The 21,066-nt window shown below is 57.6% G+C and carries 20 protein-coding genes; 6 read left to right on the top strand and 14 right to left on the bottom strand.

Features of this window, described 5'->3' with window-relative positions:
- Window positions 1-100 precede the first annotated feature (100 nt).
- The 3 genes from gntR to ABLV76_RS03975 form a co-directional block, all read right to left on the bottom strand.
- Window positions 101-1,096: a gluconate operon transcriptional repressor GntR gene (gene gntR, locus ABLV76_RS03985; RefSeq protein ID WP_002920777.1), complete on the bottom strand. Its 996-nt coding sequence runs from the start codon at window positions 1,094-1,096 to the stop codon at window positions 101-103.
- 239 nt (window positions 1,097-1,335) lie between these two features.
- The gene (locus tag ABLV76_RS03980; protein ID WP_002920779.1) at window positions 1,336-2,031 is read right to left on the bottom strand and encodes a pirin family protein; all 696 of its coding nucleotides are present in this window, start codon (window positions 2,029-2,031) and stop codon (window positions 1,336-1,338) included.
- Between the two features lie 121 nt (window positions 2,032-2,152).
- Complete coding sequence (locus ABLV76_RS03975) at window positions 2,153-3,190, bottom strand: oxidoreductase (RefSeq protein ID WP_017899973.1); 1,038 nt, start codon at window positions 3,188-3,190, stop codon at window positions 2,153-2,155.
- A 264-nt stretch (window positions 3,191-3,454) separates the two neighbouring features.
- Here ABLV76_RS03975 and ABLV76_RS03970 point away from each other — a divergent pair, with 264 nt between their 5' ends.
- Together ABLV76_RS03970 and yhhY are read left to right on the top strand one after the other, a co-directional pair.
- Window positions 3,455-4,096: a polymer-forming cytoskeletal protein gene (locus ABLV76_RS03970; RefSeq protein WP_069603521.1), complete on the top strand. Its 642-nt coding sequence runs from the start codon at window positions 3,455-3,457 to the stop codon at window positions 4,094-4,096.
- Between the two features lie 239 nt (window positions 4,097-4,335).
- On the top strand, window positions 4,336-4,812 hold the full coding sequence (gene yhhY / locus ABLV76_RS03965; RefSeq protein WP_074195325.1) for an N-acetyltransferase: 477 nt from the start codon (window positions 4,336-4,338) through the stop codon (window positions 4,810-4,812).
- A gap of 89 nt (window positions 4,813-4,901) precedes the next feature.
- Here the strand turns inward: yhhY and ggt are convergent, their stop codons facing one another.
- Entirely contained in the window at window positions 4,902-6,647 is a 1,746-nt protein-coding gene (gene ggt / locus ABLV76_RS03960) for a gamma-glutamyltransferase (protein ID WP_023319264.1), read from the bottom strand.
- Window positions 6,648-6,770: 123 nt separating this feature from the next.
- On the opposite strand from ggt, the gene ABLV76_RS03955 reads away from it, so the two are divergent.
- Window positions 6,771-7,091, top strand: a complete 321-nt coding sequence (locus ABLV76_RS03955) for a DUF2756 family protein (protein WP_004202118.1) — start codon at window positions 6,771-6,773, stop codon at window positions 7,089-7,091.
- A 24-nt stretch (window positions 7,092-7,115) separates the two neighbouring features.
- Here ABLV76_RS03955 and ugpQ read toward each other — a convergent pair whose 3' ends face one another.
- The 10 genes from ugpQ to livK form a co-directional block, all read right to left on the bottom strand.
- Window positions 7,116-7,856, bottom strand: a complete 741-nt coding sequence (ugpQ, locus tag ABLV76_RS03950; RefSeq protein ID WP_108433216.1) for a glycerophosphodiester phosphodiesterase — start codon at window positions 7,854-7,856, stop codon at window positions 7,116-7,118.
- On the bottom strand, window positions 7,853-8,923 hold the full coding sequence (locus tag ABLV76_RS03945; protein WP_064151020.1) for a sn-glycerol-3-phosphate import ATP-binding protein UgpC: 1,071 nt from the start codon (window positions 8,921-8,923) through the stop codon (window positions 7,853-7,855). The genes ugpQ and ABLV76_RS03945 overlap by 4 nt, the downstream gene beginning before the upstream one ends.
- 1 nt (window position 8,924) lies before the next feature.
- Window positions 8,925-9,770, bottom strand: a complete 846-nt coding sequence (gene ugpE, locus ABLV76_RS03940) for a sn-glycerol-3-phosphate ABC transporter permease UgpE (RefSeq protein ID WP_004202115.1) — start codon at window positions 9,768-9,770, stop codon at window positions 8,925-8,927.
- Window positions 9,767-10,654 (bottom strand): sn-glycerol-3-phosphate ABC transporter permease UgpA, encoded by an 888-nt coding sequence (gene ugpA / locus ABLV76_RS03935; protein ID WP_004202113.1) that lies wholly within the window; start codon window positions 10,652-10,654, stop codon window positions 9,767-9,769. The genes ugpE and ugpA overlap by 4 nt, the downstream gene beginning before the upstream one ends.
- 106 nt (window positions 10,655-10,760) lie before the next feature.
- On the bottom strand, window positions 10,761-12,077 hold the full coding sequence (gene ugpB, locus ABLV76_RS03930; RefSeq protein ID WP_048295676.1) for a sn-glycerol-3-phosphate ABC transporter substrate-binding protein UgpB: 1,317 nt from the start codon (window positions 12,075-12,077) through the stop codon (window positions 10,761-10,763).
- Between the two features lie 271 nt (window positions 12,078-12,348).
- A complete protein-coding gene (gene livF / locus ABLV76_RS03925; protein ID WP_004145133.1) occupies window positions 12,349-13,062 on the bottom strand; it encodes a high-affinity branched-chain amino acid ABC transporter ATP-binding protein LivF in 714 nt (237 codons plus the stop codon).
- Window position 13,063: 1 nt separating this feature from the next.
- Window positions 13,064-13,831, bottom strand: coding sequence for a high-affinity branched-chain amino acid ABC transporter ATP-binding protein LivG (livG, locus tag ABLV76_RS03920; protein ID WP_002920803.1), 768 nt, complete (start codon window positions 13,829-13,831; stop codon window positions 13,064-13,066).
- A complete protein-coding gene (gene livM / locus ABLV76_RS03915; protein WP_004202111.1) occupies window positions 13,828-15,105 on the bottom strand; it encodes a branched chain amino acid ABC transporter permease LivM in 1,278 nt (425 codons plus the stop codon). Before livM ends, livG begins: the two co-directional genes overlap by 4 nt.
- Window positions 15,102-16,028, bottom strand: a complete 927-nt coding sequence (gene livH, locus ABLV76_RS03910; protein WP_002920807.1) for a high-affinity branched-chain amino acid ABC transporter permease LivH — start codon at window positions 16,026-16,028, stop codon at window positions 15,102-15,104. Before livH ends, livM begins: the two co-directional genes overlap by 4 nt.
- A 61-nt stretch (window positions 16,029-16,089) precedes the next feature.
- Entirely contained in the window at window positions 16,090-17,199 is a 1,110-nt protein-coding gene (gene livK, locus ABLV76_RS03905) for a high-affinity branched-chain amino acid ABC transporter substrate-binding protein LivK (RefSeq protein WP_002920808.1), read from the bottom strand.
- A gap of 422 nt (window positions 17,200-17,621) precedes the next feature.
- Here livK and panM point away from each other — a divergent pair, with 422 nt between their 5' ends.
- The 3 genes from panM to ABLV76_RS03890 all read left to right on the top strand — a co-directional run bounded on the left by panM (window position 17,622) and on the right by ABLV76_RS03890 (window position 20,906).
- Window positions 17,622-18,005 carry an aspartate 1-decarboxylase autocleavage activator PanM gene (gene panM, locus ABLV76_RS03900; RefSeq protein WP_048295678.1) on the top strand — a complete coding sequence of 128 codons (384 nt, stop codon included), beginning with the start codon at window positions 17,622-17,624 and terminating at the stop codon, window positions 18,003-18,005.
- Between the two features lie 312 nt (window positions 18,006-18,317).
- A complete protein-coding gene (locus ABLV76_RS03895) occupies window positions 18,318-18,860 on the top strand; it encodes a LemA family protein (protein ID WP_043522571.1) in 543 nt (180 codons plus the stop codon).
- Between the two features lie 3 nt (window positions 18,861-18,863).
- Window positions 18,864-20,906: a DUF2207 domain-containing protein gene (locus ABLV76_RS03890; RefSeq protein ID WP_348878191.1), complete on the top strand. Its 2,043-nt coding sequence runs from the start codon at window positions 18,864-18,866 to the stop codon at window positions 20,904-20,906.
- The last annotated feature ends 160 nt before the right edge of the window (window positions 20,907-21,066 follow it).

The raw sequence follows: 21,066 nt of genomic DNA, 5'->3' as shown, positions 1-21,066 counted from the left end.
GGTAACTGTTATCGGTAACATTGTCATGCCGGACCTGTGGAGAAGCAATATCCATTCGTGCCAGATGTGAATATGTGTGATCTACTTCAAACTTGTCAGTTTAAATTGATCCGCCCGGTGACAATGTGAAACCTAAATCTAACATCTTAGGGGTAATCGCTTCGCCACGAATGCGCGCCAGCAGACGTTCGGCGCCGATGCGCCCCATCCGCTCACGCGGAGTCAGGACGCTGGCCAGCCGCGGCTCCATCACCTGGCCGATATCGTGGCCGTGGAAACCGGCAATTGCCATATCATCGGGGATCTTCAGCCCCAGGCGCTGGCACTCAAAGGCCGCGCCGACCGCGAGGTCATCGTTGGTGCAAAAGATGCCGTCAAGCTGCGGGTATTCGCGACGCGCCTGGCGCATCAGCTCAATCCCGGATGAATAGGACGAGGACTGCTCCACCATCACGCTGTAGGGCGTCATACCGGCGTCGAGCATCGCCTGCTCGTACCCCTTCTGTTTGATGATAGTACGTTCATCAAGACGCGCCCCCAGATAGGCGACGTGGCGGTGGCCGCGGGCGATGATCGCCGCGGTCATCTGCCGGGCAGCTTCAAAGTTATCAAACCCGACCGCAATATCGAGGCATGGCGACCGGCTGTCCATCAGCTCCACCACCGGAATGCCGGCGACTTCAATCATCTTCAGGGTGCGAGGCGTATGGGTGCGTTCGGTGAGGATCAGGCCGTCAATGTTCCAGGAGAGCATTGATTCGAGGCGTTTCTCTTCCATTTCCGGCTTGTAGCCGTAGTGCGCCAGCATGGTTTGATAGCCGAAGGCGTCGGTGACGCTTTCAATACCGCGCAGCACTTCCGAGAACACCTGGTTGGTTAACGATGGCAGCAGCACGCCAATCGCGCGGCTGGTGGCGTTGGAGAGAATGTCAGGGGCGCGATTGGGAATATAACCCAGTTCATCGAGGGCAACGGCAATCTTGCCACGCAGCGCTTCGGAGACCTGCTCCGGGTTGCGTAAATAGCGACTGACCGTCATTTTGGTCACGCCGACAAGATCGGCTACATCCTGAAGTACGGGTCTTTTCTTTTTCATCGTCCTGACTGTGATCAACGGGGAAACATTTTCTCAGTTTATCACGGACAAAGCGCAACCTTCCCTCATGTTAGGGAAGGTTGCGCAATTTATTTATACCCATCATAGTTCAAGTTGCATGCGCGTTGGCTTTCCTCGCTCACCCCAGTCACTTACTTATGTAAGCTCCTGGGGATTCGCTGCGTCGCCGCCTTCCTGCAACTCGCATTATTTTGGGTATAGACTACCTCAGATAACTATCAAACCGGCGGCAGATCGAACAGCAGGATTTCGCTATCGCTGTCGGCATGAACCGAAATCGCCTGCTCATCCCAGATGGCCAGACCATCGCTGGTGGTAGCTTTGGTACCGTTAATGGTCACTTCGCCTTTGACGACCTGGATCCAGACGCGGCGTTCCGCAGCAATCTGGTGAACCGACTGCTCATCTTTCAGCAGCGCCCAGCGATACAGTTCCATATCCTGGTACACCTTCAGCGAGCCATCTCGCGCATCCGGCGACAGCACCAGCTGTTTGCCCTGGGCGGCGTCGAAGCGGCGCTGCTCGTAGCGCGGGGTAATACCGGTTTCTTCCGGAATAATCCAGATCTGGTACAGACGCAGACGATCGGTTTTGCTCGGATTGTACTCAGAGTGACGCACCCCGGTACCCGCGCTCATGATCTGAAACTCGCCCGCCGGCACCTGCTCTTTGTTGCCCATGCTGTCCTGGTGCTCCACCGCCCCTTCCAGCACATAGGTCAGGATCTCCATGTCTTTGTGCGGGTGGGTACCGAAGCCCTGACCGGCGTCGATGACGTCATCGTTAATCACCCGCAGGGCGGAGAAGCCCATAAAGTTCGGGTCGTAATAGTTGGCGAAAGAGAAAGTATGCCAGGAATCCAGCCAGCCATGGTTAGCATGGCCACGTTCGTTCGCTTTGCGTAAGTAGATCATGTTGCACCCCCATATGTTTTCGATGGAGTCAGTGTGGACCCATTTCGCCAACGATCATAGAGGGTGAAAATTGACTCCTCTGTTCAAAAAATATGAACAAGCGCAGAGGAGCCGATTGGGCTTATTTCACCAGGGTAATAGTGGCCGGTGATGGCTGCTCAAAGCCGCGCTGCAGGATCTCCATATTGGTAAGAACGTCAGATTCCTTGACGTAATTTGGCTGGCCGTTGACGAGGGTATCGTACAGCGCGTCGTATACCCGGCCATAGTCGCCGCTCTCCAGCGGGACCGCTTCGCGCACTGTCTCCCCCGCGTCGTTGACATACACCAGCTCGCCGACGCTGTCATCCGCGCCAAAGCCCGGCTCGCCCGGCATGATATTGGCTTTCAGACTGGTTTCCTGCTGGTCGATACCATATTTCACAAACGAGCCTTTATGGCCGTGGACGATGAATTTCGGGTAGTCGATCTGCACCAGATGGCTGGTCTTAACGATAGCCTTCAGATCGCCGTAGAACAGCTGGGCCTCAAAGGTATCGTCCGGGTTAGCTTTGTTGCGCAGCGAGCGCAGATCGTAAGCAACATGGTCCGGGCGGCCGAACAGCGAAATAATCTGGTCCAGGGTATGTACGCCAAGGCCATAGAACTCGCCGTTTTGCGGACCGCCAGGGTTGGTCTCCGCCAGCGGGCGGTAGTTGTCAAAATGGCTTTCGATCTCCACCAGTTCGCCAAGCTTGCCGCTCTCAATCACCTTCTTGGTGGTCAGGAAGCAGGAATCGAAGCGGCGGTTCTGGTAGGGCGTCACCGTCAGGCCTTTGCTGTTCGCCAGCGCAAACAGGGTTTTGGCTTCCTCCAGCGTCGGGGTGAACGGCTTTTCCACCAGCACATTTTTCCCCGCCTCCAGCGCCTTTTTCGCATAGTCAAAATGGCTGTCGGCATGGGTGCAGACCACCACCAGCCTGACCTGCGGGTCGTTTAATACTTCATCGAGATCGCTGGTGAAATGGATGTGGGAATACTGCGGCGCCTGCTCTTCGGGCTTCGCCCGACGGCGGTAGATGTGCGCCACCTGCCAGCGGTCCTGGCGGTGTAATACGTAAGGAAGATGGTAGCGGGTGGTGCTTTTGCCGAAGCCAATAAATGCGCAGTGCAGAGTCATAACGCTGTCCTTAGTGAATGAGCTACCTTCAACCATAGCGCAAGCCGGGACATGACTTCATCCTCTCAGTCCGTTTTCCGTGAAGATTCGTCAAAAAAATAGGTCTCGTACCATCCATACGTAATTATTAATAACTCATTGATTAACAACAGATTAAATCGACATTTTTCGGTTAAATATCTTGATCTCAATGGCGAAACTGCGGATAAGTGGAGGGCAAACCAGGACGTTGCTGATGACTAACGGAGTAGCCAGCCGCTACGGATGGACAAACAGTATCTCGCCTTAAACGGCGCCCTTTTTTTCTGGCTTCTCGCGCTGATCGCCTGGTCTGTCGATGCGATCGTGCCGGCGCGCCTGGCGGCCGCCTGCGCGCTGGTCGCCTTCCTCCTCCATAGCCAACGGAACAAGATTAACCCAATGTTTATTAAGAAAAATAAAACGGAACCCCAGACTTCAGAAGTGGTCACGCCTCCGGCAAATAACCCAGAATCCCCAACGGTCGCCAGTAAAAAACAAGAGACCACGGTCATCGCCAGCGGGGTGCATTTCGTTGGCAATATTGTCGCCAGCGGCCATGTCTACATTCACGGCCAGCTTACCGGCAACATTGAGGCTAAAGAACATCTGATTAAGGTGATGCGTGAAGGCCAGGTGGAGGGCAACATCAGCTGCCGGGAGCTGATTATTGACGGCAAGGTGCAGGGCCAGTGTCGCGGCGACAGTATCACCATTGAGGAGCATGGCAATTTGGATGGCACCCTCACCTATCGCTCGCTGGCGATTAAAAAGGGCGGCCTGTTCACCGGCAGCGCCGAGGTGCTGGCCGCGGCGGAAAGCAAAAGTCATCTCATCGGCCTGGTTGCGGAAGACGGCGTGACGTCCGCCAGGCCGCAAAGCGCCTGAGATTGCAGCAAAAAAAAAGCCAGCACCCGGCTGGCTAAAGTAATACTGGAAGCAATGTGAGCAATGTCGTGCTTTCAGGCTTTCCGCAGGGGTCTTCCTGAATGCAGGACAATAATAATCATTCTCATTCGCACTTGTCTATCTTTTTTTGCAAAAAACAACATTGACTCCCCGGCTGCCGTCAGAGATGGTGAAGGGGAATCAACCACCAAAAAGAGGATAAGGGAATGAGTGACATAGTGATACGCCATGCCGAACCGCGCGATGCTGAACCTTTACGTATGCTGATGGCGCACCCGGAGGTCTATCATGACACGCTACAGATCCCTTACCCCGCCATGGAAGCCTGGCAGGAGAAGCTACAGCCCAAACCCCATACCTTCCATCTGGTAGCGACGCTGGACGATCGGGTTACCGGGCATCTGTCGCTCCATGTCGAGCCGCGCCCTCGCCGCAGCCACGTTGCGACCTTTGGTATGGCGGTTTCAGCAGGCCATCAGGGCCGCGGTATCGGCAGCGCCCTGATGCGCGAGATGATCGACCTGTGCGATAACTGGCTGCGCGTTGACCGCATCGAGTTGACGGTGTTCGCCGATAACGAGCCAGCGATTGCGGCGTACAAAAAACACGGTTTTGAGATCGAAGGCACCGGCAAGCGTTACGCGCTGCGCAACGGTGAGTATGTGGATGCGTATTATATGGCGAGAATGAAGTAGCTTATTGCCGGGTGGCGGCTTCGCCTTACCCGGCCTACGTTCGTGCCGTGGTTGGCCCGGTAAGCGCAACAGCGCCACCGGGCAACATATCAATACCCCGCCGTTAAATCATCCGGCGAACGCGGATCGGAGGCGCCATACAGCATCCCGTCCGGCCCCACCATAATGCTCTGGGTACTGCCCATCGCCTCTTTCAGCGCCACTTTCTGCCCCTTCGCCTCCAGCAGCTTCAGGGTATCCGGGCTAAAGCCTTTCTCCACCCGCAGCTCATCCGGCAGCCATTGATGGTGAAAACGCGGGGCGTTGGTGGCTTCTGCGACGTTCATCCCGAAATCGATGGTATTGACCACCATCTGCAGTACGGTGGTGATGATCCGGCTGCCCCCGGGACTGCCCGTCACCAGCCAGGTTTTGCCGTCTTTCACCACAATGGTCGGCGACATCGACGACAGCGGGCGTTTTTTCGGCTCCACCGCATTGGCGTCGCCGCCCACCAGGCCATAGACGTTAGGCACGCCGGGCTTCGCCGAGAAATCATCCATCTGGTTATTCAGCAGAATGCCGGAGTCGCCGGCCACAATGCCGGTACCGAAGGTGGTATTCAGCGTATAGGTCACCGCCACCGCATTGCCCTCTTTATCCACCACCGAGAAATGGGTGGTCTGGTTGCTTTCATAGGGCGCCAGTTTGCCCGGGCGGATCTGGCTGGAAGGCTTCGCCTTATTGACGTCGATCTCAGCGGCGATCGCTTTGGCGTAGGCTTTGCTGGTCAGCGCCTGCCACGGCACTTTGACGAAGTCAGGATCGCCGAGATATTCAGAGCGGTCGGCATAGGCGTGTTTCTCCGCCTCCGCCATCACCTGCATGGTGTCGGCGCTGCCAAAGCCATATTTCTGCAGATCGAAGTTTTCGAGGATATTGAGGATCTGCACGATGTGGATCCCGCCGGAAGACGGCGGCGGCATGGAATAAACCTCATACCCGCGATATTCGCCGCTAATCGGCGTGCGCTCCACCGCCTTATAGTTAGCGAGGTCGGCTTTGGTGATAAGCCCGCCGTGCTTTTTCATCTCCTCAGCGATCTGGTCGGCGATGGCGCCTTTATAGAAGGCATCCGGACCGTGCTCGGCAATCAGCTCGAGGCTTTTCCCCAGGTTCTTCTGTACCAGCCGGTCGCCCTTCTTTAGCGGCTCGCCGTTCTTCCAGAAGATCGCTTTGCTGTTTTCGTGCTGCGGGATCACTTCGCTGCCGTAGGTCTTCAGATCGTCCGCCAACGCATCGTTAACGATAAAGCCCTCTTCCGCCAGCTTAATCGCCGGGCGGATCACTTTGTTCAGCGGCATGGTGCCGTATTTTTCCAGGGCAAGAGAGAAACCGGCGACGCTGCCTGGCGTGCCGGAGGCGAGATGCGAGGTGAGCGATTTTTTACTGTCCGGGTTACCCTGATCGTCAAGGAACATGTCGCGGGTGGCCTGCTCCGGCGCCATTTCGCGGAAATCGATGGCCGTGGTCTTGCCGTCTTTCGTACGCAGCAGCATAAAACCGCCGCCGCCGATATTCCCGGCCTGCGGATGGGTGACCGCCAGCGCGTAGCCGACCGCCACCGCCGCATCGACGGCGTTGCCGCCCTGGCGCAGAATGTCCACACCGACGCGGGTGGCCAGGGCATCCACCGAGGCCACCATCCCCTGTCGGGCGCGAACCGGGTGGAACACATCCTCCTCTACGCCATAAGAGACCGGCGGCGGCGGTGGCGGACTGGCGGCAACGGTAAAACTCCCGCCCGCCAGCAACGCAGCGATGACCACCTGACGCCAGATTGTTGTTTTTATCATTGTCTTACTCCTGATAGGTAGGTTTCATTCCCCGCTTAAGCCTGGTTGATAACTCCTAAAAAATCATTGTTATGGCGGATTCGAGGTACACTTAAGTGATCCCACGCACGGGAGGAGAAAACCATGAAAGCGATGTTATTTCTGGCGGCGCTGATGCCGCTCGGCGTTTTAGCCCAGCCAATCAATATTGATAACAACCCCAATCAGCCGGGTTACGTGGTCCCCAGCCAGCAGCGCATGCAAAATGAGATGAAGGTGCAGCAACAGCAGCAGCAGAGCATGCTGAAGCAGAATCTGAACAATCAGACTCGCTCCCAGCAGCAGCATCTGCAAAACCAGCTGCAGACCAATCAGCAGCGTGCCGCACAGGGCGGGAATATCAATCCGCCGCAGCAGGTACTGCCGAACAATAATGGAGGGATGCTGCGGCAGACCAACCCGTAAAGGCCAGCCGCCGCGCAGTGGATATTAAGGCTGGAAATCCGGCCCGATGACGTCAATGGCATCGGTGCAGATGCAGTCTACGCCCCAGCGCAGCAGCTCGGCGGCGCGCTGGGGTTTGTTAACGGTATACACCAGGATATGCAGGCCGGCCTGTTTCAGGCTTGCCACACGCCCGGCGTCCAGCAGCTTGTGGTTGAGGTGAATGGAGACGCAGCCCAGCCGGGTGGTCAACTCCCGCCAGTCATCGCGCCACTCATCCAGCAGCAGCCCGCGCGGCAGCTCGGGAGCGGCTTCCTGCGCCGCCTCCAGGGCATCGATTTCAAACGACGACAGCAGCGGCGCGGTCATTCCCGCCCACAGCTCCCGTGCCGCCAGGGCCACCACGTTGCCGGTCTGCGGCCCAAGGCCAGTGGTCGGTTTAATTTCAATATTCGCCATCATGCCGTGACGGCGGCAGCGCTCCGCCACCTGGGAGAGCAGCGGCAGCGGCTCGCCCTTAAATTCACGGCTGAACCAGCTGCCGGCATCGACCTTCAGCAGATCGTCCCATGGCAGCTCCCCCGCCACGCCCCAGCCGTTGCTGGTGCGTTCGAGATTATCGTCATGCAGCAGAAAGATCTGCCCGTCCTTTGACAGCTTGGTGTCAAATTCAATCATCGTGTGCCCGTAGCGGGCGCCAACATCGATAGCCGCCAGGGTGTTCTCCGGCGCCAGTTTACCGCCGCCGCGATGGGCGACGATACGGGGATAAGGCCAGTTACTCATGCGCGTTGTCCTGTTTCACCATCAAAGAGGTGCAGATGTTCCAAAGGCAGATGCAGCCATAGCGTGCTGCCTGCCGCCGGACGCTGCTGGTGCGGCAGTCTGACCACCAGCTTCTGTTCGCCCCAGCGCCCGTGGGCGAGGTTATCGGCACCTAAAATTTCCAGGGTGTCCATCAGCAGCGGAATGCCGCCTTGCGCCTGCGAGCTTAAGATAAAATGCTCCGGGCGGATACCGAGCGTCATTTTACGCCCGGCGTGGCGCCGATGCTCATGATTCGTCGGCAGCTGCATGCCGCCCGCCAGCTCAAAGCGACCGCCGTCATCGCTGATGCGCCCTTCCAGCAGGTTCATGGCCGGGCTGCCGATAAAGCTCGCCACAAAGCGGCTGGCCGGTTTCTCATATACGTCGACCGGGGTGCCGATCTGCTCGGCAACGCCTTTGTTCATCACCATCACCCGCTGGGCGAGGGTCATCGCCTCCACCTGGTCATGGGTAACGTACAGCGAGGTGGTTTTCAGGCGGCGATGCAGCTGCTGCAGCTCAAGACGCATCTGCACGCGCAGCTTGGCGTCGAGGTTTGACAACGGTTCGTCGAAGAGGAATACCGCCGGGTCGCGCACGATGGCGCGGCCCATCGCCACGCGCTGGCGCTGGCCGCCGGAGAGCTCGCGCGGGCGGCGCTTGAGCAGGCCGTCCAGCTCAAGAATACGCGCCGCCTCCTGCACCCGTTCGGCGATCAATCCCTTACCCATGCCGCGGATCTTCAGCCCCCACGCCATGTTCTCTTCCACGCTCATATGCGGGTAAAGGGCATAGTTCTGGAACACCATGGCGATGCCGCGATCCTTCGGCTCCATCTCGGTCACCCGCTTGCGGTCGATCCAGATATCGCCGCTGGTCACCCGCTCCAGTCCGGCGACCATCCGCAGCAGCGTGGATTTCCCGCAGCCCGACGGGCCGACCATGACGATAAACTCCCCGTCCGCCACGTCCAGCGTCAGCGGTTGAATTACCTGGGTTTTGCCATCCCAGCTTTTGCTTACTGCCTGTAGTTTTAAACCAGCCATTTTATTTCTCACTATCGACCAGGCCGCGCACAAACGCGCGCTGCATGGCTAAAACGATGACAACCGGCGGGATCAGGGTCAGCAGCATCGCCGCCATCACCTGATTCCACTGGGTAGTGCCTTCGCCGGTGGCGATCATGCCTTTGATGCCGGCGACGGCGGTGCCAAGATTCACATCCTGAATAATCAGCAACGGCCACAGATACTGGTTCCAGCCGTAGATAAAGGTGATGACGAACAGCGCCGCGAGGTTGGTTTTCGACAGCGGCAGCACGATGTCGCGAAAAAAGCGCATCGGCGAAGCGCCATCGATACGCGCCGCTTCAATCAGCTCGTCCGGCAGGGTCATAAAGAACTGGCGGAACAGGAAGGTGGCGGTGGCCGAGGCCATTAGCGGCAGCGTAAGCCCGGCATAGCTGTCGAGCATGTTGAGATTGGCGATCACTTCCACCGTCGGGAAAATACGCACCTCGACCGGCAGCATGAGGGTGATAAAGATCAGCCAGAAGAACAGGTTACGCAGCGGAAAGCGGAACCAGACGATGGCGAACGCCGAAAGCATCGACACCACGATTTTGCCCACCGTAATGGCGAACGCCATGATGAAGCTGTTGAGCATCATCAGCCAGAACGGCGCGCTGTTGACGCCGACGCCGTTCACCCAGATGGTCTTCATGTTCTCCAGCAGATGTCCGCCGGGGATCAGCGTCATCGGCGTTTCGAACACCGATTGGTTATCCAGCGTCGCCGCCACGAAGGCAACATACAGCGGGAATAAAATGACGGCGATGCCCAAAATCAGCATGGTGTGGCTGAAAATCGTCAGCCCGCGACGGTTCTCAATCATTGGTAACGCACCTTACTTTCAACGTAACGGAACTGCACCACCGTCAGGATAATGACGAGGAACATCAGCACCACCGACTGCGCGGCGGAAGCGGAAAGATCGAGCCCGGCGAAACCTTCGCGATAGATTTTGTAAATCAGGGTGGTGGTCGCCTGCACCGGCCCGCCGGCGGTGGCAGCATCGATCACCGGGAAGGTGTCGAAGAAGGCGTAAACCAGGTTGACCACCAGCAGGAAGAAACTTACCGGCGCAATCAGCGGCAGCGCCAGCTTGAAGAAGCGGCGGATTGGTCCGGCGCCGTCGATGGCGGCGGCCTCAACCAGCGAACGCGGGATCGACTGCAGCGCGGCGAAGAAAAACAGGAAGTTGTAGCTTATCTGCTTCCATACCGAGGCAAAGACCACCAGGAACATCGCCTGGCCGCTGTTTTGCGCGTGGTTCCAGTCGTAGCCCAGCTCGCCAAGGAAGTGAGTGATCAGCCCGCGCCCGGGGTTAAAGAGGAAGATCCACAGCACCGCCGCGACGGCGGGGGCCACGGCGTACGGCAGCAGCATCAGCGTTTGATAAAAGCGGCTGCCGCGCACCACATAGTCGACCAGCGCGGCAAAAAACAGCGAAATGAGCAGGCCGCTGACGGTCACCAGGGTGCTGAATTTTATGGTGGTCCAAAATGAGTCCAGATAGTACGGGTCATGGAACAGCGCAACGAAGTTATCCAGGCCGACGAACTGGCTGGAGAGGCCAAACGGGTCGACGCTCTGTAGCGAATACCACAGCGCTTCGCCCGCGGGCCAGATAAAGAAAATCAGCGTGATAATCAGCTGCGGCGCGACCAGCACGTAGGGCAGCCAGCGCGAGCGGAATACCGGACGGGATGATGACATGGAGATTGGGTTCCTGAACAATGCCGGGTGGCGGCTACGCCTTACCCGGCCTACATAGGGCACATCGTAGGCCCGGTAAGCGCAGCGCCACCGGGCAAGTTACAGATTACGATTTGGTCGCTTGTTCGAAGCGGCGCAGCAGCTGATTCCCACGCTGAACGGCGGAATCCAGCGCCTGTTGCGGGGTTTTCTTGCCGGTCCACACGCTCTCCAGCTCTTCATCGACGATGGTGCGGATTTGCGGCATGTTGCCCAGGCGCAGGCCTTTGGTGAACGGCAACGGCGGCTTGTTCAGCATCTGGCGGGTGGCGATATCGGCGCCCGGGTTCTTATCATAGAAGCCCTGCTGGCGGGTCAGATCGTAGGCCGCGGTGGTGATCGGCAGATAGCCGGTTTTCTGGTGCCACTCGGCGGCGTTTTCCGGTTTGGTCAGGAAGTCGAGGAACTTCGCCACGCCGGTGTAGGTCTCTTTGTCTTTGCCCTGCATCACCCACAGGCTGGCCCCGCCAATGATAGCGTTCTGCGGCGCGCCTTTCACATCGGCATCGTAAGGCATCATGCCGACGCCGTAGTTAAATTTGGCGTACTGGCGGATATCGGCCAGCGAGCCGGACGAGGCAGTGGTAATGGCACAATCGCCGTTATAGAACTTTTCAGTGGACTCGTCTTTACGCCCGAAGTAGCTGAAATCGCCCTTCTTGTTCATCTCTTCGAGCAGCGCAATATGCTGCACCTGCTCCGGCTTATTGAACTCAAGAACCGCGTCGGTGCCGTCAAAGCCATTATTTTTCGTCGCCACCGGCAGACCATGCCAGGCGCTGAAGTTCTCGATCTGGATCCAGCCCTGCCAGCCGCTGGCGTAGCCGCACTTCATCCCGGCAGCTTTCAGCTTCGCGGTGTAGGCCGCCAGATCCTGCCAGGTCTTCGGCGGCTGCTCTGGATCTAAACCGGCTTTTTTGAAGGCGTCTTTATTGTAGTACAGCACCGGGGTGGAGCTGTTAAACGGCTGGGAGAGCAGATGGCCGGTTTTCGAATCGGTGTAATACCCGGCGACCGTCGGCACAAACTGCGATTCATCAAACTTGATGCCCGCCTCGCTAAACACCTGGTAGACCGGCTTAATGGCTTTCGACGCCATCATGGTGGCGGTGCCCACTTCATACACCTGCAGGATCGCCGGCGCGTTGCCGGTACGGAAGGCGGCGATACCGGCGCTCAGGCTCTGTTCATAGTTGCCCTTGTATACCGGAACGATTTTGTAATCAGGATTGGCCGCGTTAAAGCGTTGCGCCAGAGAATCCACTTCTTTACCCAGTTCGCCTTCCATTGAGTGCCAGAACGGGATGGTGGTAACCGCCAGGGCCTGACCGGCAAAAGCCAGGCTCAGCGCCAGTCCTAAAGCTGTATGTCGTAACGATATCATCGGTTATCTCTCTTGTTGTGCCGGATGCGCGATTTCACGCGTTTTATGCTCGCGGGGTAACATGACATGTTCGAATTACAGAAAAATAACTTTTTTATTACAAAAAAAAGATAGTAACGGGTCAGAGAGATGACAAGCCGATGAAAGGACGGGGGAAGTAAAGTGGGAGCTGAGACACGGATAAGAGTTGTGCGATCGGCTCCCGGGGTCGGCGCAAGCGCCTCGCCCGGGCTACAAACCGGCGAACTGAACGACGCCGGGTTGCGATGAATTAACCGCCGAGATAGGCGCTGCGCACCGCCTCGTTGGCCAGCAGCGCGTCGCCGGTATCCTCCAGCACCACGTGACCGTTCTCCAGCACGTAGCCGCGGTCGGCCAGCTTCAGCGCTTGGTTGGCGTTCTGCTCGACGAGGAAGATAGTCATCCCCTGCTCGCGCAGTTGCTCAATGGTATCGAAGATCTGCTGAATAATGATCGGCGCCAGCCCTAATGACGGTTCATCCAGCAGCAGCAGACGCGGCTGGCTCATCAGAGCGCGACCGATCGCCAGCATCTGCTGTTCGCCGCCGGACATGGTGCCGGCGCGCTGGATACGGCGCTCGTGCAGACGCGGAAACAGCTCATACACCCATTTGATGCGGGTCTGGAACTGATCGCGGTCGGCAAAAAAACCGCCCATCGCCAGGTTCTCTTCCACCGTCATACGCGAAAAGACGCGCCGCCCTTCCGGGACGATCGCCACCGCCTCACGCATGATCTTCGCCGTCTGCCAGTCGGTAATATCCTTACCGTCAAAGACAATGCGCCCGCTGGAGGCGCGCGGATCGCCGCACAGCGTGCCGAGCAGGGTGGTTTTCCCCGCGCCGTTGGCGCCGATAAGCGTCACAATCTCGCCCTGTTTGATATGCAGGCTGACGTTGTGCAGCGCCTGAATCTTGCCGTAGTGGGCGCTGACGTTGTCAAAAGTTAACATCGCGTTTTCCATCTTATGCCTCACCAAGGTATGCGCGGATCACGTCCGGGTTATTACGAATCTCTTCCGGCGTCCCGTTGGCCAGCGGTGTCCCCTGGTTTACGACGTAGATGCGATCGGAAATGCCCATCACCAGCTTCATATCGTGTTCGATAAGCAGGATGGTGGTGTTGTGATGGTTACGCAGCTCGGCGATAAGCTCGTCCAGCTCTTTGGTCTCTTTCGGGTTCAGCCCCGCCGCGGGTTCATCGAGCATCAGAATTTCCGGCTGGGTCACCATGCAGCGAGCAATCTCCAGCCGGCGCTGGTCGCCATAGGCCAGGTTGCTGGCCTGGCGGTTAGCGTGCTCCAGCAGGCCGATACGCTCCAGCCAGGTGGCCGCGCGATCCAGCGCTTCGCTCTGCGCCCGACGGAAGGCCGGCGTTTTCAGCAGACCGGAGAAGAGTCCGGTTTTCAGCTGCTGATGTTGCGCCACCAGCAGGTTTTCAATCACCGTCATTTCGCGGAACAGACGCACGTGCTGGAAGGTCCGCACCACGCCCATCCGGGCAATCTGCTGGCCCGGCAGCCCTTCCAGATGCTGGTCGCGCAGCAGAATGGTGCCGCCGGTAGGCTTGTAGAAACCGGTCAGGCAGTTAAAGACCGTGGTCTTCCCGGCGCCGTTGGGGCCGATCAGCGAGACGATCTCGCGCTCTCTGAGCTCCAGCGACACATTGTTGACGGCCAGCAGACCGCCGAAACGCATCATCAGGCCGCTGACGGATAATAATGGCTGACTCATGCCTGCTCTCCTTTCGCCTGACCGTTTTTCAGCTTCAACTGCACGCGCGTCATTGGCAGAAGCCCCTGCGGACGCCAGATCATCATCAGCACCATCAGGCCGCCGAGCATTAACATGCTGTATTCGTTAAAGTCACGCATCAGCTCACGCGACACCACCAGCAGAATAGCCGCCAGGATCACCGCGAACTGCGAGCCCATCCCGCCCAGCACGACGATCGCCAGTACGAAGGCGGACTCGGCGAAGGTAAAGGATTCCGGACTGACGAAACCCTGTCGCGCGGCGAACAGCGTCCCGGCAAAGCCGGCAAACGCGGCGCTGATGGTAAAGGCGGTCAGCTTAATGCGCGTCGGGCTCAGGCCCAGCGAACGACAGGCGATTTCATCTTCACGCAGCGCTTCCCACGCCCGCCCCAGCGGCATCCGCAGCAGGCGGTTGATAACGAACAGGCTCAGCACCACCAGCAGCAGCGCCACCAGGTAGAGGAAAATCACCCGGTCGGAGGGATCGTATTTGACGCCGAAGAAGTTGCTGAAGGTATCCCAGCCGCCTTCGCGGGCGCTACGGCTAAATTCGAGGCCAAAGAAGGTCGGTTTCGGGATCTGGCTGATGCCGTTCGGCCCGCCGGTGATTTCGGTATTGTTGAGCAGCAGAATACGCACGATCTCGCCGAAGCCTAAGGTCACGATCGCCAGGTAGTCGCCGCGCAGACGCAGTACCGGGAAACCGAGCAGGAAGCCAGCCGCCGCGGAGACCAGGCCGGCCAGCGGCAGACAGGTCCAGAAACCAAGACCGTAATAGTGGTTCAGCAGCGCGAAAGTGTAGGCGCCGATGGCGTAGAACCCGCCGTAGCCCAGCACCAGCAGGCCGGAAAGCCCGACCACCACGTTCAGCCCGAGGCCGAGGATGATATAGATCATCGTCAGGGTGGCGATATCCACCGTGCCGCGCGACACCATAAACGGCCAGGCCACGGCAATGACCAGCAGGGCGATCAGGAACAGCTTCTGCTTCACCGTTGAGCCGTCAATCGCCGGCATAATAAACTTCGGCCCGGAGACGTTCTTAACCGCTTTCTGGAACAGCGGCCGCAGCAGCTGGAAGAAAAAGACCACCGCGGTGCCGATGAAGATCCACTGCCAGCGAATATCGGCGGCGGTATCCACCACCAGTTTGGTGCCGTTCAGCTCCAGCTGCACGCCCATAAAGACGCCCGCCAGAATGAAGAACATCGCAGCAGAGAGCAGCGCCATTGCAATTTGCATCGGTTTCATACTTTTTCAACCTCCGGGCGGCCCAGAATGCCGGTCGGCATTACTAACAGCACCAGAATCAGCAGCGCGAAGGAAACCACGTCCTTATATTCAGTGCTGAGATAGGCAGAAGAGAGCGCTTCGGCAATACCCAGGATCAGGCCGCCGATCATCGCGCCCGGAATACTGCCGATACCGCCGAGCACGGCGGCGGTGAAGGCCTTCATCCCGGCCATAAAGCCGATGTAGGGGTTAATCACGCCGTAGAACTGCCCCAGCAGCACGCCGGCCACCGCCGCCATCGCTGCGCCTATGACAAAGGTCAGGGCGATAACGCGGTCGGTATTAATCCCGAGCAGGCTGGCCATTTTCAGGTCTTCGGCACAGGCGCGGCAGGCGCGCCCCATCCGCGAGTAGCGAATGAACAGCGTCAGGGCCAGCATGGCGATAAAAGTCACCACCCAGATCACCAGCTGCATGGTGGTGATCGTCGCAGAGAAGCTGTCGCTGTGGCCGACGACCCACTGGCCGTTAAACAAGCTCGGCAGCGCCACGTCGCGGGAGCCCTGGGTCAGGCTGACGTAGTTCTGCAGGAAGATAGACATCCCGATAGCGGAGATCAGCGCAATCAGACGTTTGGAGTTACGCACCGGCCGATAGGCCACGCGCTCAATGCTCCAGCCGTAGGCGCTGGCAATCACAATGGCGCCCACGAAGCCGGCGGCGACCAGCAGCCAGCTGGTGTCGATGCCCATCATCATCAGCGCGGCGATGATCATGAAGGAGACATAGCTGCCAATCATATAGACCTCGCCGTGGGCGAAGTTGATCATGCCGATAATGCCGTACACCATCGTATAGCCGATGGCGATCAGCGCATAGGTACTGCCCAGCGTGACGCCGTTAAACATCTGCTGCAGAAAATAGAGAAACTGCTCGGACATAAGGTAACCTTTTTCAAACCGCCCGCGGTTCGCGGGCGGAGGGATAACTCGTCTTCAGCGCTTATTTCGCCGCGCTCGAAGAGCCGTCGGCGTGCCACTGGAAGACACCAAACTCAAATCCCTTCAGATCGCCTTTTTCATCCCAGGTCAGCGGCCCAATCACGGTTTTCGCCCCGTGCGCTTTCAAATCTTTGATTAAATCCAGCGGCTGCTGGCTGCCGGTTCTGTCCATCGCCTGCGCCAGCGACTGAACCGCGGCGTAAGTGATCCAGACATACGGCCCGCTCGGATCTTTCTTCTCCGCTTTCAGCGCGTTGACGATGGCGCTGTTGGCAGGGTCCTGATCGTAGCGTTTTGGCATTGTCACCAGCATCCCTTCCGCCGCGGCGCCCGCGATATTGGACAGCGAGGCGTTGCCGACCCCTTCCGGCCCCATAAACACGGTTTTCAGCCCGACGGAGCGCGCCTGGCGCAGCATCTGGCCCATTTCCGGGTAGTAGCCGCCGTAGTAGACGAAGTCGATGTTCTCTTTCTTCAGGCGCGCCAGCAGGGCGGAGAAATCTTTTTCCCCCGCGGTGATGCCGTCAAAGAAGACGATGTTGGCGCCGGCTTTTTTCAGGTTGTCCTGCACCGAACGCGCCAGCCCTTCGCCGTACTGCTGCTTGTCATGAATGATGGCGATACGCTGCGGTTTCACTTTCTCGACGATATATTTCGCCGCGGTCGGCCCCTGCGAGGAGTCGAGGCCGGCGGTACGCATGATGTACTGATAGCCGCGCTGGGTCAGCTCCGGGTTGGTCGCTCCCGGGGAGATCATCAGGATGCCTTCATCCTCATAGATATCGGAAGCCGGCTGGGTGGAAGAGGAGCACAGGTGGCCGATAACGTACTGAATACCGTCGTTGACGATTTTGTTGGCTACCGCGACCGCTTGCTTCGGATCGCAGGCGTCGTCGTATTCGACGGCCACCAGCTTGTCGCCCTTAATGCCGCCGCTGGCGTTGATGTCTTTAATCGCCTGACGCGCGCCATTGAACTCCATGTCGCCCCACTGGGCCACTGGGCCCGACATCGCGCCGACCACGGCGACCTTAATATCCTTGGCCATCGCCGCGTGCGACATCGCTAATGCGACAATGCCCGCGACGATGGTTTTCGCGTTCCTTTTCATGCTGCAGAACCCCGTTCGTGATGTGGTGTAAATGTTTTGTATTTTTATGGTTAAAAAGCATTCTGTGCTTTTATTAAACAACGCCATTTTTACCATTGAGTTTAATGGTTTAGCGCAGCTTTTCACTAAAAAACAGATTAAAATCTCTATTTTTCAGTCGATTAAGCAAAGATAATATTCTGTATTTTGCTGAAGATAAACAAAAAAAGTCCATGCGGCAGCATAAAATAACGATACATAAGGCGGAATAAAACGCTGCACATTAGGTTAAAATTCTGCTTATTTTTCGATCCATGACGGATTGCGCTACCCCAACAACGCCAGGAAAACGAATCCCCTGATGTATGCGCAAAAAACAGCGCTCCGCCAGACAGCAATTTTGGGTACACTGGCGCCTCTGTTTTGCACTGGACTTGCCGCCCATGAAACTGACCATTATCCGTTTACAGCACTTCAGCGATCAGGATCGCATTGATCTGGGAAAAATCTGGCCGTCGCAGGATCTGTCGACGCTGACCCTTGATGAAAACCATCGTCTCTACGCCGCCCGCTTTAACGAGCGCCTGCTGGGCGCCGTGCGCGTTACCCTGCGCGGCGTTGAAGGTGAGCTCAGCGATCTGTGCGTGCGTGAAGTGACCCGCCGCCGCGGCGTCGGGCAATATTTAGTGGAAGAGACGTTGCGTGATAACCCGGCCATCAAAAGCTGGCGCGTCGCCGACCAAGGGGTGGAGGACCGCGGCGTGATGGCGGCCTTTATGCAGGCGCTCGGCTTTAGCGCCCAGCAGACCGGTTGGGAAAAGCATTAAGAAAAGCGTTCGTCAGGTAACACAGCGCTTGTTTGTTGCCTCCCGGCAACGGAATAAAGCCCAGCCGCGGGTGAACGGCTGGGCTTGTTTATTTCATACTGCGACGATAATGCCATGGTGCCCCGAACGTGAAACTGCGGATTGTCCTGTCAGATATCCGCCAGGACAAAGGCTCGCGTGATATTTCAGAATTTAATCTGCAAGCACAGTTTCTCCTGGCGTTTCACGTGCGGTAAGATTCGCTGACGCGTAAAATTGCGCAGAAAGTATTCAGCGCAACGCGATCATCAGCAGTCAACATGGAATAAACATATGGAAATGTATATCGGGCTGGCTATTGTCGCCGTGATCCTTATCTGGGCGATCTTCACCTATAACCGTTTTATCTCTCTACGCCGTTTCAAAGATGAAGCCTGGAGTGGCATTGCCGTCCAGCTCAAGCGCCGTCACGATCTGGCGCCCAATCTGTTCAGTCTGGTCAAACGCTATGCGCAGCACGAAAAAGAGCTGCTGGAAGAGATCGGCCGCCAGCGCAGCGTCCTGATCGGCAATCCCCGACAGGTGGCCGACAGCGAGCAGCAATATGCCGGAACGTTGAGTCGTATCTTCGCCCTGGCGGAAGCCTATCCGGAACTCAAAGCCAGCGAAAATTTCCTCTCGCTGCAGCAATCCCTTGGCGAAATAGAAGAACAGCTGCAAATGGCCCGCCGTTACTTCAACGCCACGGTCCGTGAGTTTAATATTCTGGTGGAGTCTTTCCCCAGCCTGCTGCTGGCCCGCCTGTTTAGCTTCAGGGCGGAACTGTTCTTTGAACTGGAGTCCCCTGAAGAAGCCAAATTGCCGCGGATGGAGTGACCTATGTCCACCTGGTCCATGCGGATACTGCGCAGTATTGGCCTGTTGCTGCTGTTGAGCATCTCTGGCTTAGCCGTCAGCGACGATAACGCTATCACCGAGGCGTCGCCACTCCCGGCCAATGTCCGCCGGGTTCCCGCGTATGAACATATTCTCTTTTTCGATTCCCTGGCGCGTTTTCAGCCAAACGGCAGCATGGAGATGCGGGAAAATATCACCGTGCTGTCCCTCGGAAAGGAGATTCGTCGAGGCATTTTCCGCACGCTACCTCTCTCCTGGCACCGGCAGGACGGCAAAATTTTTAGCGTTGATTACGTCATCAAATCGGTCTCACGCAATGGACTCCCTGAACCCTACAGCCTCGATCGCACGACAAAAGCGCTGACCGTGCGCATTGGCAGCGCCGATCGCACCCTGAAGCCAGGTATTTATCACTATGAAATTCGCTATCAGGTTAGCAACCATTTCAGCCGCTTCCATGACTGGGATGAGCTGTACTGGAACGTGACGGGCAACGACTGGAGCTGGCCAATCGGGAAAGCCCGTTTCCAGCTTGTACTGCCTGACGCCGCCGGGCAGCTGAATGCGGATGGCAGAGATGCAAGGTTGCGCACCATTGATGTTTACACTGGTCGTCAGGGGGCGAAAGACCACCATGCGATCATCCTGCCTGATGGCAGCATACAAACTTCCCGCCCCCTTGCCACCGGCGAAGGGCTAACCGTGGTCTATACCTGGCCTCGAGATATTCTGGCAGGCGCCGCCGCGCCCGAAGCGGTCTGGCCGTTGGTCCATTTACTGGTGCCGACGCTGGCCACCAGTATTATCTGGCTTCCCCTGCTACTGCTTGTTGGCTACTACTGGCTGTGGTGGCGCAAAAACGTCATCGCGGCGGGGTTAAAAATGCCGCCGGTGACGCCGCTATTTTCGCTGCCCGCCGCGATGTCGCCAGGCTATCTGCGCTTTATTACGCAACGTAAGTATGATGATGTGGCATTCAGTAGCGATTTGCTGGGACTGGTTGCCAAACGAGCAATCAGATTAACGAGTAAAAAAAGCCAAACCAAAGGCGCGTGGTCTTCATCCCCTGTTGATGAGCAGTGGCTTTCCCGTCAGCCAGACGAAAAACATAAGCCGCTGAACCCCAATGAAAAGCAGTTGATGAGCCTGCTTTTCAGCGCTAAACGTAAGAACATCAATCTCAGTACGCCGCATCAAACGTTGATGCAAAACGCGCGCAGATGGCTGGAAAAATGTTGTGAAGAGCAGAAATCGCAGCTGTGCCGGACATGGGGTAAACCGCTGCGTCATTGTATTTATATTGCTCTGCTGATCCCGATCGTTTGCGGCATCGGATTTAGCCCGGCGGCGGCGGCGCTCACCGTTCCCTGTCTGCTGTTTGTATCGGTCGGCGGGGTGATGACGTATTTGTGCCTGAGGTTTTTACGCAATCCGATGAAAACCCTGCGTAGTTTGGGACCAGTGATGATCCTGATGGCGCTGGTATTTAGCCCTTTCGCCACCGTGGCGGGCGGTGTTTTCCTGCTTGGCATGCTACCCCTCACCCAACTTCCTGCCGGCTATCCTGGCGCCTTGTTAACCGCCATCGCACTGTGCGCGTTCGTCGCCTGGAAAACACCTCGCTATACGCAGAAGGGGTTAAACGATCTGGCCGTCGCCAAGGGCTTGAAGCTGTATATTAAAACCGCCGAAGAGAAGCGTTATCAGACACTTTATCCACCTGACCAGATGGTCGCTCACTTTGAAAGCCTGCTGCCGGTCGCTCTGGCGCTCGGCGTAGGAAAGACCCTGGCGAACACTTTTTCCCGATATTTAAGCAGCACCGGCGCGATGTCGGAAGTGTTAGCGCAGGCAGACTGGCAGGATATGCATCATTTCTACCAGAGCTGTCATTCCGCCGCCGGCGAGAAGCCGGTGCAGCGTTCAGAGGGTGACTCGTCAGGGTCGGGCTATAGCGGTTCCGGCTCTTCCGGTGGCGGATCGTCAGGCGGCGGTTCCGGTGGTGGTGGCGGCGGTGGCTGGTAAGAGAAGGCCGGATAGCATTTATCCGGCCAACACATCTGGGGCGTGAAAGGCGCCCCACCCATTTAACCCAGCATTTCGCGTGGCAAAAAGGCGTCAAGACCCGACATCCCCGGGAGCTTACATCAGTAAGTGACCGGGGTTGAGGGCCGCAGACAACGCA

The sequence above is a fragment of the Klebsiella sp. GB_Kp047 genome, assembly GCF_040065235.1.
Lineage (GTDB): Bacteria > Pseudomonadota > Gammaproteobacteria > Enterobacterales > Enterobacteriaceae > Klebsiella > Klebsiella quasipneumoniae.
Note: the sequence above shows the minus strand (reverse complement) of the source record. Positions and strands in the feature narration are given on the sequence as shown.